The sequence below is a fragment of the Streptomyces sp. Ru72 genome (assembly GCF_002920635.1).
GTDB lineage: Bacteria > Actinomycetota > Actinomycetes > Streptomycetales > Streptomycetaceae > Streptomyces.
In genome coordinates, this window is sequence record NZ_PQSR01000014.1 from 40,417 (window position 1) to 52,701 (window position 12,285).

General features: G+C 73.2%; 12 protein-coding genes. 9 read left to right on the forward strand and 3 right to left on the reverse strand.

All coding sequences use genetic code 11. The annotated features are described in order from the left end of the window. Window positions 1-265: 265 nt before the first annotated feature. The 6 genes from C3488_RS09460 to C3488_RS09485 all read left to right on the forward strand — a co-directional run bounded on the left by C3488_RS09460 (window position 266) and on the right by C3488_RS09485 (window position 6,565). Window positions 266-760 carry an SH3 domain-containing protein gene (locus C3488_RS09460; RefSeq protein WP_258053352.1) on the forward strand — a complete coding sequence of 165 codons (495 nt, stop codon included), beginning with the start codon at window positions 266-268 and terminating at the stop codon, window positions 758-760. A 229-nt stretch (window positions 761-989) separates the two neighbouring features. Continuing rightward, complete coding sequence (locus C3488_RS41455; protein WP_258053353.1) at window positions 990-1,793, forward strand: XRE family transcriptional regulator; 804 nt, start codon at window positions 990-992, stop codon at window positions 1,791-1,793. 181 nt (window positions 1,794-1,974) lie between these two features. Further along, on the forward strand, window positions 1,975-2,577 hold the full coding sequence (locus C3488_RS09470) for a hypothetical protein (protein ID WP_103838893.1): 603 nt from the start codon (window positions 1,975-1,977) through the stop codon (window positions 2,575-2,577). Window positions 2,578-2,821: 244 nt separating this feature from the next. Continuing rightward, window positions 2,822-4,666 carry a phosphatidylglycerol lysyltransferase domain-containing protein gene (locus C3488_RS09475; RefSeq protein ID WP_374955406.1) on the forward strand — a complete coding sequence of 615 codons (1,845 nt, stop codon included), beginning with the start codon at window positions 2,822-2,824 and terminating at the stop codon, window positions 4,664-4,666. A 124-nt stretch (window positions 4,667-4,790) separates the two neighbouring features. Next, the gene (locus C3488_RS09480; protein WP_103838895.1) at window positions 4,791-5,804 is read left to right on the forward strand and encodes a permease; all 1,014 of its coding nucleotides are present in this window, start codon (window positions 4,791-4,793) and stop codon (window positions 5,802-5,804) included. Next, entirely contained in the window at window positions 5,801-6,565 is a 765-nt protein-coding gene (locus C3488_RS09485; RefSeq protein WP_103838896.1) for a TIGR03943 family putative permease subunit, read from the forward strand. The genes C3488_RS09480 and C3488_RS09485 overlap by 4 nt, the downstream gene beginning before the upstream one ends. A gap of 24 nt (window positions 6,566-6,589) precedes the next feature. Here C3488_RS09485 and C3488_RS09490 read toward each other — a convergent pair whose 3' ends face one another. Next, a complete protein-coding gene (locus C3488_RS09490; protein WP_103838897.1) occupies window positions 6,590-7,171 on the reverse strand; it encodes a TetR/AcrR family transcriptional regulator in 582 nt (193 codons plus the stop codon). 306 nt (window positions 7,172-7,477) lie between these two features. Between C3488_RS09490 and C3488_RS09495 the strand changes: the two genes are divergently transcribed. Then, the gene (locus C3488_RS09495; protein ID WP_103838898.1) at window positions 7,478-8,914 is read left to right on the forward strand and encodes an MFS transporter; all 1,437 of its coding nucleotides are present in this window, start codon (window positions 7,478-7,480) and stop codon (window positions 8,912-8,914) included. 164 nt (window positions 8,915-9,078) lie between these two features. Here the strand turns inward: C3488_RS09495 and C3488_RS09500 are convergent, their stop codons facing one another. Next, a complete protein-coding gene (locus C3488_RS09500) occupies window positions 9,079-9,693 on the reverse strand; it encodes a DNA polymerase ligase N-terminal domain-containing protein (protein ID WP_103838899.1) in 615 nt (204 codons plus the stop codon). A gap of 89 nt (window positions 9,694-9,782) precedes the next feature. Between C3488_RS09500 and C3488_RS09505 the strand changes: the two genes are divergently transcribed. Then, window positions 9,783-10,238: an RpiB/LacA/LacB family sugar-phosphate isomerase gene (locus C3488_RS09505; protein WP_103838900.1), complete on the forward strand. Its 456-nt coding sequence runs from the start codon at window positions 9,783-9,785 to the stop codon at window positions 10,236-10,238. A 22-nt stretch (window positions 10,239-10,260) separates the two neighbouring features. On the opposite strand, the gene C3488_RS09510 is transcribed toward C3488_RS09505, so the two are convergent. Next, window positions 10,261-11,040, reverse strand: a complete 780-nt coding sequence (locus C3488_RS09510) for a CDP-alcohol phosphatidyltransferase family protein (protein WP_103838901.1) — start codon at window positions 11,038-11,040, stop codon at window positions 10,261-10,263. A 107-nt stretch (window positions 11,041-11,147) separates the two neighbouring features. On the opposite strand from C3488_RS09510, the gene C3488_RS09515 reads away from it, so the two are divergent. Beyond that, a complete protein-coding gene (locus C3488_RS09515) occupies window positions 11,148-12,128 on the forward strand; it encodes a zinc-binding alcohol dehydrogenase (RefSeq protein ID WP_103838902.1) in 981 nt (326 codons plus the stop codon). Window positions 12,129-12,285: the final 157 nt, after the last annotated feature.

Below are 12,285 nucleotides of genomic sequence, written 5' to 3' on the forward strand. Positions count from 1 at the left end.
CGGGACCGTCCGCGTGCCGCACACGTCTGCACGTCCGCACGCGTTCGAACGTCCGTGCGTCGCCGCGCCTGCGCCGCGCAGGCCCCGTCGCCGTTCCCCGTCGTGTGCGGCCGGTGCTCCGGTGGCTCGCCGCCGCCCGCCGTCCCACGGGACGTCTCCCGTGTCCCTGGCACAACGGGACGGAATCCCCGGCAGTCCGCACGGAAACGCTGGGCGACATGAGATCACGCAGACCGTGATCGGCATCGTCAGCACGGAGGTTCCCATGATTCGCCGGACACTGCAGAGCGGCCTGGTGGCCGCGGTCGCGATGTTCGCGCTGGTGCCCACGGCCGCCGTCGCCGCCGACGGCGGCCGGCCCACCTCGGCGCCGGTCGTGCGGACGGTTCCGCACCGCCCGCACATCCTGCTCCCCGCCCCGGCCCGGCACGTCCCGGCCCGGCACCGCGCGCACCGCTCCACACGGTGCTCCCACCCCACCCGCCACACCCGGCACGTGACGCGCGTGGTCCACCACCGCCGCCCCGTCCGTCTGGTGGGACACGTCGCCACGCGCCACGTCAGGCTGAACGTCCGCTCCGGTCCCGGCTTCCGCTACCGCGTCGTCGGCCACGCGCACGTCAACGGCCGCCTCGTACTGGTCTGCAAGAAGAACGGCTCGTACGTCTTCGGCAACCGGCGCTGGTACAAGCTCTCGGGCAACCAGGGTTACGTCTCCGCCCACTACGTCCGCACGCGGGGCGCCCTGCCCTGGTGCTGACACCGCGACCGCTCTCCCCTCCAAGGGACGGCCTGCCCGGTCACGCACGTGACCGGGCGGGCCGTCGGTGCGCTGCGTCCCCACGACTCCCGTTGCCCATTTCTCATACCGGTCCCGATGTGTGGCGGCACCGCGCCCCCGGGAACACATCTCGACAACCGGGGCGAACCGCCCAAATAGGATTAGGTGTTGAGGGACAGGTCATGCGACAGCCCCAAGGATCCAGACCGTGAAGGCCGGCGCGGCACGGACGGCGGCGCCAGGCGGCCCCTCGGCCCCACCGCCCGCACAGACGGACGAGGCGTTCGTGACCACGCTGCGCGATCTGAAGAAGCGCACCGGTCTCAGCCTCGCGGCCCTCGCCGCGCGCACCCCCTACAGCAAGTCCGCCTGGCACCGCTATCTCACCGGCGCCCAACGGCCCCCTCGTTCGGCGGTCGAGGCGCTCGCCGCACTCGCCGGAGCCGACTCCGCTCCCGTGCTGACCCTGTGGGAGGCGGCCGACCGTCCGCCGCCCGCGGACGCGCCGCCGCACGACTGCCCACCGCCGTGGATCGCCCGGGCGCGTCGGCTGCCGCTGTCGGCGGTCGCCCTCATCGTCACGGTCACCGCGGTGGCCGTCGCCCTCCTCGCCTCCGACCGTTCGGGTGCGCCGGGTGGACGGCTCGCCGCGGCGTCGCCCCGGTGCCGGGGCGACGCCTGTCAGGGGCAGTTGCCCGACGTGTCCACCTGCGACCGGGACGCGCAGACCAAGAGCAAGGTCCGCGACGCCACCTATGCGGTGCGCCTCGAATACTCCCCGAACTGCGGCACCGCCTGGGCCGAGGTCGACGCGGACGCCTCGGACGCCCGCGTCATCTCCGTCCGCAAGGGGCGGGACGTGCTCTCCGCGGCGTATCCGGGAGACGGTTCCGGAGGCTCGGCGAGCCCCATGCTCGCCGTGACGTCGCCCGACGACGTGGAGGCGTGCGCCAAGGTGGACGGCACGCTGGCGTGCACCGGCCTGGACGCCGAGCCCGCCGAGGAGCACTGACCGCATGCCCGAACCGGCCGCCGCCCCGGGAAATGTGCGGTCTCCACACTCCGCCCTGAGGGAGGTCCTACATGTTGTAGGGTTTGGCCCGTCCGTCCGCCGGTCGGTATCGGCCGGCCCGTTGTGTGCCGTCGGGGGATCTGTGCGGGAGTCCGAGGAGCCGTCACCAGCGGGCGGCCCGATGTTCGAACAGATGGTGGACCGGGCCCTCGGCCATCCGGGGATCGGGGCGGCGATCGGCGCCACCTGCGCGGAACCGGCGCGCGAGCAGCTGCGTGCGCGGGCGCTGGAGGCGCGTGACCGCCTCGTCTCGATCGCCGCCGACGAGTATCACCACTACCTCGCGTTGCGGGCCGCGGCAGCCGACCGTGACAGGCCGGAGGGGGCGGGTGATGATCGTACGCAAAGAAGACTGCTGCCGGCGCTCGCGGTCCTGGTGCCGAGCCTCGGAGCCGCGGCCACGGGAGTGTTCCTGCTGTGCGGCTTCGGACTGCGGGCCTTCGCCGTGCGCCCGCACATCGGCGACGGGCTCGTGATGTCCGGGGTGATCGCCGCCGTCGTGACGGCGGGAGCGGCCCTCGGGGACCTCGCCTGGCTCCTGGCGGCCCGCGCCCGGACCCGCCGCGACGACGGCGGCGATCCCACGGACCGCGACCCCCGGGTGCGCCGCGCCCGTGAGATCTGGGAGCGCGCCCTGCTGGAGCGGGCGATCGTGCCGTTCCTGCTGGAACACGCGGACCTCGAACGCGCCGGGCTGGAGCACGTCGAGGAGAGAGCCCCATAGGCCGGGGAGAGAACCCCCCACCGACAGACCCGTAGACTTCCAGAGGTTCCCCTACGGGGTGAACCCGTCGCCCCCGGCGGCCGTCCCGCGCCGCTCGTGCCGGGTTCACAGGGAACGGGATCGTCCTTGCCGGACTCCTACCTAAGAAAAGCCACCGTTACCCCTACGAAATGTAGGGTCGATGCGAGTGCTTCCGTCCACGCCGGTCGCTCCGGCCCCTCTCTCGTCAAGGTGAGTCATCGCGGTGCCCGCACAGCAGCAAGCAGAGATCGTCCAGCAGCACGCCCGCCGCCCGCAGGGCGCGGCGGGGGAGGGTCCGTCCCTGCCCGCGCGCCTGGGTCCCGGGGCGGCCGTCGCCACGGTCTGGTACCTGCGGCTGATGGCCCTGCTGAACATCGTGGCCGTCGTCTCGCTGCCCTTCCGTGAGGAGGTGCACGAGCACAACGGCGGTGAGTTCTTCACCCCGTACCTGGCCACCGCCGGACTGGTCTCGGCGGCCCTCGCCCTGTTCCTGGCCATGGTCATGCGGCGGCGCAAGCGCGCGGCCTGGATGGCGAACATCCTGCTCGCCGGCCCGCTGCTCGCGCTCTACGCGGCAGCCCTGACCCGGCACCAGTACAACCAGCACGTCTTCAACTGGGTCTCCGCCCTGCTCACCGCTCTGTTCGTGGCCGCGCTGCTGCTCGGCCGCAAGGAGTTCCGGGCCGTGGGCGACCGCTCCAACCCCAAGCTCGCGCTGATCGTCGCCGCCTGCGGCATCGTCGTCAGCGGCGGCATCGGCACCCTGCTGGTGGACGCCACCAACAAGGCGCACACCGAGGCCTCGGCCTCCCTCGCGGACGAGATCGTCTATGCGCTGCTGCGCGGCGTCAGCGTCGGCCCGCTCGCGGACCACATCGAGCACGTGCACGCCCCCCGCTGGGTGGACATCACCATCAACGTCCTGACCGCGGCGACCTTCCTCCTCGTCCTGTACGCCTGCTTCCGCGCGCCCCGTGGCCGCGAGCTCCTCGGCGAGGAGGACGAGCGACGGCTGCGCGAACTGCTCGACAAGCAGGGGGAGCGGGACTCCCTCGGTTACTTCGCGCTGCGGCGCGACAAGGCCGTGATCTGGTCCCCGAGCGGCAAGGCCGCCATTGCCTACCGGGTGGTCGGCGGCGTCACCCTCGCCTCCGGCGACCCGATCGGCGACCCCGAGGCCTGGCCCGGCGCCATCGAGGAGTGGCTGCAGGAGGCCCGCCGGCACGCCTGGACCCCCGCCGTCATGGGCGCGAGTGAAGAGGCCGGCACGATCTACGCCCGGCACGGTCTGGACGCCCTCGAACTGGGCGACGAGGCGATCGTGGAGGTGTCCGACTTCAGCCTCGAGGGGCGTGCGATGCGGGTCGTGCGGCAGGCGCACAACCGGGTCCGGCGCGCCGGATACACCGTGACCGTCCGCCGCCACGGGGACATCCCCGAGTCCGAGATGGCCGAGCTGATCGAGAAGGCCGACCACTGGCGCGACGGCGCCACCGAGCGCGGCTTCTCCATGGCCCTCGGCCGCCTCGGCGACCCCGCCGACGGGTGCTGCATGATGCTCGAGTGCCGCGACGGCGAGGGCGAGCCGCGGGCCCTGCTCAGCTTCGTTCCCTGGGGCGAGCACGGCCTGTCCCTCGACCTGATGCGCCGCGACCGCGACTGCGAGAACGGCCTGATGGAGTTCATGGTCATCGAGCTGCTGCTGCGCGCCCGCGAGCTCGGCATCGAGCGGGTGTCGCTCAACTTCGCCATGTTCCGCGCCGTCTTCGAACGCGGCTCCCGCCTCGGCGCCGGCCCCGTACTGCGGCTGTGGCGCTCGGTGCTGACGTTCTTCTCCCGCTGGTGGCAGATCGAGTCCCTGTACCGGGCCAACGCCAAGTACCGGCCGGTCTGGGAGCCCCGCTTCCTGCTGTTCGAGAACACCCGCGACATACCGCGCATCGGCATCGCCAGCGCACGGGCCGAGGGGTTCCTGACCGCGCCGAGCCTGCCGTCCCTCTTCCGCCGCCGGCACGCCCCGGCGGCCGGGGGAGGACAGCCGACACCGGCGCACGGCAGCGGCCGGTGACGCGGGAAGGTCATTGAGCGGCAAAGTCCCGGGTCCGCGGTGAGACACCGCGCCCGGGACTTCGTACAGACGGGGAGGGGAAGCCACCCCGCGCCGCCCGCCCCTTTCCGGAGGTACCCCGCTCGTGACCGCCGTCAAAGCACCCCCGGCCCCGGTCGACCGGGGCCACGACGAGGAGCCTTCGCAGGGCTGGCAGTTCAACTCCTCCCTGGGCCTGACCCTGCTGCTGCTCGTGCTGGTCGTCGGGCAGGGCCCGATCCGCCGGGCGCTGGGCGCGCCGGTGATGCAGAGCTGGATGACCGTGTTCCTCGCGGTGGTCGTCCAGGCGCTGCCGTTCCTCGTCCTCGGCGTGCTGCTGTCAGCGGCGCTCGCGGTGTTCGTCCCGCCGTCGTTCTTCGCCCGCGCGCTGCCGAAGCGGCCCGCCCTCGCGGTGCCCGTCGCGGGGGTGGCCGGGGCGGTCCTGCCCGGCTGCGAATGCGCCTCGGTGCCCGTCGCCGGGGCACTGGTACGCCGGGGTGTGACGCCCGCGGCGGCGCTGGCGTTCCTGCTGTCCGCGCCCGCGATCAACCCGATCGTGCTGACCGCCACGGCCGTGGCCTTCCCCCGCGACCCGGAGATGGTCCTCGCCCGGTTCCTGGCCAGCCTCCTCGTGGCGTGCGCGATGGGCTGGCTGTGGCAGCGGCTCGGCCGCACCGACTGGCTGCGGCCGCCGGCCCGGGCGTCGTACGAAGGGCAGAGCAAGGGGGCCGCGTTCTGGGGGTCCGTACGGCACGACGTCATGCACGCCGGGGGCTTCCTGGTCGTCGGCGCCATGGCCGCGGCGACCCTCAAGGCCGTGGCGCCGGCGAGCTGGCTGCGGACGGCGGCCGGCAACCCGGTCGTGGCGGTCCTCGCGCTCTCCGTGCTCGCGGTGCTGCTGTCGATCTGCTCCGAGGCGGACGCGTTCGTGGCGGCCTCGCTGTCGCAGTTCTCGCTGACCGCGCGGCTGGCGTTCCTGGTGGTCGGGCCGATGATCGACCTGAAGCTGTTCGCGATGCAGGCCGGCACCTTCGGCCGCTCCTTCGCACTGCGGTTCGCGCCCGCCACCTTCGCGCTGGCCGTCCTGGTGTCGGTCCTGACCGGGGCGGTGCTGCTGTGAACCGGCAGGCGCAAGCGGCCGTCATGTTCCTGGTGGGCGGGGCACTGCTGCACGCCGGGACCACCGGCCTGTACCTGCGCTACGTCAAGGCGGGCCTGCAGCCGCTGCTGCTCGCGGCCGGCGCCGTCCTGATCGTGGCGGCGGCCGCCACCTTCTGGTACGAGCTGCGCCGCGCCCGGGCTGCCCGGAGGCACCCCGGCGGCGAGGCACACGACCGACATGGCGGCCACGCCGGCGGCCACGGCCACGCCCACCGCGAGCCGCGGATCTCCTGGCTCCTCGTGCTCCCCCTGTTCGCGCTCATCCTGGTCGCCCCGCCCGCGCTCGGCTCCTACAGTGCCGTGCGTTCCGGTACGGCCCTCCAGCAGCCCCTGGCCTATCCGCCCCTGCCGTCCGGCGACCCGGTCAGGCTCGGCCTGGTGGACTACGCCGGCCGCGCGGCGTACGGCCACGGACGCTCCCTCGGCGGCCGGAAGGTGGAGATCAACGGGTTCGTGGCGCTGGACCACACAGGGACGCCGTACCTGGTCCGCATGGCTCTCAACTGCTGCGCCGCCGACGCCCAGCCGGTCAAGATCGGCCTGACCGGCAAGCTGCCGCCCGTCCTGGAGCCGGACTCCTGGCTCGACGTCACCGGCACCTACACCCCGAAGCGCGCCGAGGACCCCGTCAACGGTGGGATCATCCCCTACCTCGACGTCATACAGGCGAAGCCGGTCGCGGCCCCCGGCGACCCGTACGACGAGAGCTGGAACAGCTGAGCACGGTGGGGCGCCTGACCGTGCTCAGGCGCCGGACGCCCGCACCCCGTCCAGGGCCACGGTCAGGACCCTGTCCCGCTGGGCGTCGTCCAGGAAGTTCGTCGCCGTGATGCCGGCGACCATCCGCAGCAGGTCGTCGAAGGTCATGTCCGTGCGCGCCCGGCCGGCCTGCTGCGCCCGCTCGAAGAGCGGGCCGCCCGCCCGGTACATGGACTCCCGGCAGGCCAGGAAGATCTCCGACTCGTCGTCCATCGCCTCGCGGATCGCCCGCTTGGTCACCGTGTAGTCCACGAACCGGCGCAGCCACGAGGTGAGCGCCTCCCACGGCTCACGGTCCGCGACCTCCCGCGCCACCCGGCACAGGTCGTTCACCTCGCCCGCGTAGACGCTCTCGAAGAGATGGCGGCGGGTGGGGAAGTTGCGGTACAGCGTGCCGATCCCGACGCCCGCGCGCCTCGCGATGTCCTCCAGGGACGCCTCCGCGCCGTGCTCCGCGAAGGCCTCGCGGGCGGCGGCGATCAGGGCGTCGTAGTTGCGGGCGGCGTCCTTTCGGTGCGGCCGCTGGGACGCCACGATCTCACTGACGGGGAACGGCGGGGTCGTCACTGCTGCCTCCCGAGGCCGGCCGGTTGAAGCGGAGGTGTGCCTCCGCTACAGTGGAGGCGCACCTCCACTTTATCAGTCGGGGTGCGTCCGCCCTGGGCGCGTGCGGCCGTGCGCGCCCCCGGCGGCCTCATGCCCATGACCTCGTACCGCGGGCCCTGCGCCGATCGCACCGCCCGCCCGTCAGTCCGTCCGCTCCGCGACCGCTCCCCGCGGCCGTCGGCGTGCTCCACGCTGCCCTGACGCACGGCGGAGTCCTACGACCGCGGCCGGAAGATCTCGGCCGCGCCCTGTTCGGAGAGGCTTTTCATGCCCCGGAAGTCCACCCGCCTCACCTTCGCGGTCCTCGCGACCGGTGCGGGCGTGTTCTCCATGTTGCAGTCACTGATCGCGCCGGCCCTGCCGACCGTCCAGCACGCGCTGCACACCTCTCAGTCCACCGCGACCTGGGTGATGACCGCGTACCTGCTGTCCGCCTCGGTCTTCACACCGATCCTCGGCCGGGTCGGCGACCTCGTGGGAAGGAAACGCACACTCGTCGCGGTGCTGCTGACGCTGCTGGCCGGCTGTCTGCTCGCCGCGCTCGCGCCGACCATCGGCGTGCTGATCGTCGCCCGGGTCGTCCAGGGCGCCGGCGGAGCGCTGTTCCCGCTGTCGTTCGGCATCATCCGGGACGAGTTCGCCCCGGCCGAGGTGAGCGGCAGCATCAGCAACCTGTCCGCCGTGATCGCCGCCGGTGGCGGCGTGGGCATCGTGGCGGCGGGCCCCATCGTCTCCGCGCTCGACTACCGCTGGCTGTTCTGGATCCCGGTCGCCGTCGTCGCCGTCACCACGCTGATCGCCGCCCGCTTCGTGCCGGAGTCGCCGAGCCGTGCCGAGGGACGCGTCAACTGGCTCGGTGCCGTGCTGCTGTCCGCATGGCTGGTGGCGCTGTTGCTGCCGCTCAGCCAGGCGACCAGGTGGGGCTGGGCATCGGCCCCGGTGATCGGTCTCTTCCTCGCCGCCGCGGTGCTGTTCGCGCTGTGGCTGTCGGCCGAGGCGGGTTCCCGCAACCCGCTCATCGATCTGCGCGTCCTGCGGCTGCCCGCCGTGTGGACGACCAACACCGCCGCGCTGCTGTTCGGCGCGGGCATGTACGCGATCTGGTCCTTCCTGCCCGCCTTCGTGCAGACGCCCGGCTCCGCCGGATACGGCTTCGGTGCGTCCGTCACCGCGTCCGGGCTGCTCATGCTGCCGATGCTGGTGGCCATGTTCGTCTCGGGCGTGCTGAGCGGCCGCCTGGAGCCGGTCGTGGGGGCCAAGGCGCTGCTCACTGCGGGGGCCGCGCTGGGTGCGGTCGCCTGCGGGTTCCTCACCCTGTGGCACGACGCGCAGTGGCAGGTGGCTCTCGTGGCCGGTGTGTTCGGCTTCGGCATCGGACTGGCCTTCGCCTCCATGGCCAACCTGATCGTCGGCAGCGTTCCGGCCGAGCAGACCGGCGCGGCGACCGGAATGAACGCCAACATCCGGACGATCGGCGGCTCCATCGGCGCGGCGGTCACCAGTGTGCTGGTGACGGGCCGGTTGCAGCCCACGGGGCTGCCGTACGGCTCCGGGTACACGCACGGCTTCGGTCTGCTGGGGGTGCTGTGCCTCGGCGCCGCGCTGGCCGCGCTGTTGGTGCCCGGCGGGCGCGCGTTGCGCACCGCGGGTGCCCCGCGAGCCGCTTCGCACCCGGAGCGGGAGGCTGCCACGTCGGGTACGTGACGTTGCCCTGCGGGCAGCGGTTGCTCGTTGCCGAGGCGGGCAGGGGAAGGCTCCCGGCGACGGCCGGCCCCCGGGCTCTTGGAGCAGGGGACCCCGGCGCCCCGAGCAGCGCCGACCAGGCGGCGCTGCTCCGTGGGCGGCTGGAGGGGGCCGCTGATGGCTCCTCAGCCCTCACCGCCGTCCGCCGCCACCTGCGCGAGCGTGCGTCCACTGCGGACCGACCGGGCCCGGCGCGGGTCGGGCGTCCCGTGGCCGCCGGAGCCGGCACGCCCCGCCTTCACCAGCAGCCAGGCCTCCTGCTCGCCGCCCCTCTCGCCACCGCGGAACCGGGTGAGCGCGTACTCGCCGTGCAGCTTCGACCCGTCCAGCCGGAACGTCGCGTGCCCGCGCTGAAGCGACTCGTCGAAGGGCACGGGGCGCCCGCGCCGGTCGTGGCTGAGCGGCTGATAGGTCCCGCGGTCCCAGACGATCACGGTGCCGCCCCCGTACTCGCCCGCAGGAATGACGCCCTCGAAGTCCTCGTACTCCAGCGGATGGTCCTCGGTGGGCACGGCGAGCCGCTTGTCGCCGGGATCGGCGGACGGGCCCTTGGGGATGGACCAGGACTTGAGGACGTCGCCCACCTGGAGCCGGAAGTCGAAGTGCAGGGTGCTCGCGTCGTGGATCTGCACCACGAAGTGGGGCTCCGCGCCGGATGACGCCGTGGCGCCCCGGGGCTCGGCGGTCCGCTCGAAGTCACGTTTGCCGCGGTACTCCCGCAGCCGATCGCCGCCGCCCACGTCCGGCTCCTTCCGTCTCGGTCCGGGGGCCGAGTACCCCGCAGGCCGGCGGACCCACCGGACGGGTGTGAGCGGGTACCCTCCGAGACATGCGGATCTCCGTTTCCTCGGACATGGACGAGCCCGTGGCCCGCAGCCTCGTCGCCGAACTGCGCGGCCGTGGCCACGAGGTGCTCACGCACGGTGCGCTGCGCGCCGGGGACGACCCGCAGTGGGCCGCGTGCTCCGAGGCGGCGGCCCGCGAGGTCGCCGACGGCAGCTGCGACCAGGCGGTCGTGTGCTGCTGGACCGGCACCGGCGCGTCGATCGCCGCGAACAAGGTGCCGGGCGTACGGGCGGCCCTGTGCACGGACGCGTACTCGGCCGACGGCGCCCGCCGCTGGAACGACGCCAACGTGCTGGCGCTCAGCCTGCGCCTGACCTCCGAGCCGCTCCTGAAGGAGATCCTCGACGCCTGGTTCGCCGCCCGCCCCAGCGAGGACCCCGAGGACCGGGAGAACGTGGCCCGCATCGGACGGCTCGACGGCCCGAGGGCCACCTCCTGACGACCTGGGGCGACCGCGCGGATCAGCCGCCCGCCACCAGTTCCGCGACCGGCTCCACCATCACCTCGGCGGGCGTCGCCACCGTCGCGCCGCCCCGCACGCTCCACAGCCACAGCACGTCCCGCCCGAACGACCACACCAGCGACGCCAGCGCACACCCGACGACCCCCGCGCCCGCCGCGTACGGCAGCAGCCCCGACGCGGCGACCAGCAGCGCGACGCCCTGAACCGCCGCCACCGTCTTGCGGGCCATGCTCGGCGGCAGTTCGCCGTTCAGCCACGGCAGCACCCGGGCCGCCGCCACGAACACGTACCGCATCGCGCCGATCAGCAGCACCCACGGGCCCAGCGCCATCGACACGTACACGCTCAGCACCAGGATCAGGAACGCGTCGACCTCCATGTCGAAGCGCGCGCCCAGCGCCGACGACGTGCCCGTGCGGCGGGCCACCTTGCCGTCCACGCCGTCCAGGATCAGCGCCACCGCCGTGAGCCCCACGAACACCGTCACCGGCGGCGCGCTCTCGAACGAGTCCGCGACCAGCGCCGTCACCCCGCCCACCAGGATCGCGCGGCCCAGCGTCACCCGGTTGGCCGGGCCGAACGAGCTGAGCCGGGAGCGGAGCACGGCCCGGGTGAGCACGGCCCAGGTGGCGAGCGCGAACGCCAGGCCCGTCAGCCAGCCGGCCGGACCCATGCCGATCGCCGTGCCCAGCAAGGTCAGCAGCAGTACCTGCACGCCCGCTCCCACGGTCGTCTCCTGCTGCAAGAGCCTCGCCTCGTATGTGTGGTTCAGGGCCACCGCTCACCCTCCGGCCAAGTGACAGATTCGATCTTCGCGCGTACCTTGTGCGCGACTTCTCGTAGCTGCGTACGTGGTGAAACGCCGGATCGTTCAGGGAGACGCACATGGACCTCACAGCTCGCGCCTTCTGGCTGCGCTCGCCGGGCCACGGGGAGCTGCGGGACGTCGAGCTGCCGAAGCCCGGCGACGGCGACGTGCTGGTGCGCGCGCTGTACTCCGGTGTCAGCCGCGGCACCGAGACGCTCGTCTTCCGCGGCGGTGTCCCGCAGAGCCAGCACGCCGCCATGCGTGCCCCGTTCCAGGAGGGCGACTTCCCGGCCCCCGTGAAGTACGGATATCTGAGTGTCGGGCAGGTGGAGCAGGGGCCGGACGAGCTGCTCGGGCGGACCGTCTTCTGCCTGTATCCGCACCAGAGCCGGTACGTCGTCCCCGCCTCGGCCGTCACCGCCGTCCCCGACGGCGTGCCCGCCCACCGCGCCGTCCTGGCCGGCACCGTCGAGACCGCGGTCAACGCCCTGTGGGACGCGGGCCCGCAGCTCGGGGACCGGATCGCGGTCGTCGGCGGAGGCATGGTCGGATGCTCCGTCGCCGCCCTGCTCGCCCGCCACCCCGGCGTCCGCGTTCAGCTCGTCGACGCCGATCCGGAGCGGGCCGCGACCGCACGCGCGCTCGGCGTCGGCTTCGCCCTGCCGGAGGACGCCCTCGGCGACTGCGACCTCGTCGTGCACGCCAGCGCCAGTGAACAGGGGCTGGCACGCTCCCTGGAACTCCTCGCGCCGGAGGGCACGGTCGTCGAACTCAGCTGGTACGGCGACCGGAGCGTCACCCTGCCGCTCGGTGAGGCCTTCCACTCGCGCCGCCTCACGATCCGCAGCAGCCAGGTCGGCACCGTCTCGCCGCGCGCCCGCACCGGACGCACCTACGCCGACCGCATGGCCCTCGCCCTCGACCTGCTCGCCGACCCGGCGTTCGACGCGCTCGTCACCGGCGAGTCCCCCTTCGAAGACCTCCCCGACGTGCTGCCACGCCTCACCCGTGGTGAGCTCAAGGGGTTGTGCCACCGCATCCTGTATCCCGCCGACTGAGCCCCCGTCCCGCGCGAGTTGCCCGCCCTTGGGGCGAACTCCCAAGGAATTCCCAAGGAACCTCCGAACAAGGAGAACGGGCAGCTGAACAACGCGGAGGGGTCAGCCGTACTACACGGCATGCCCCGGAAGGGGACCAGACGCACCGCACCTGGAG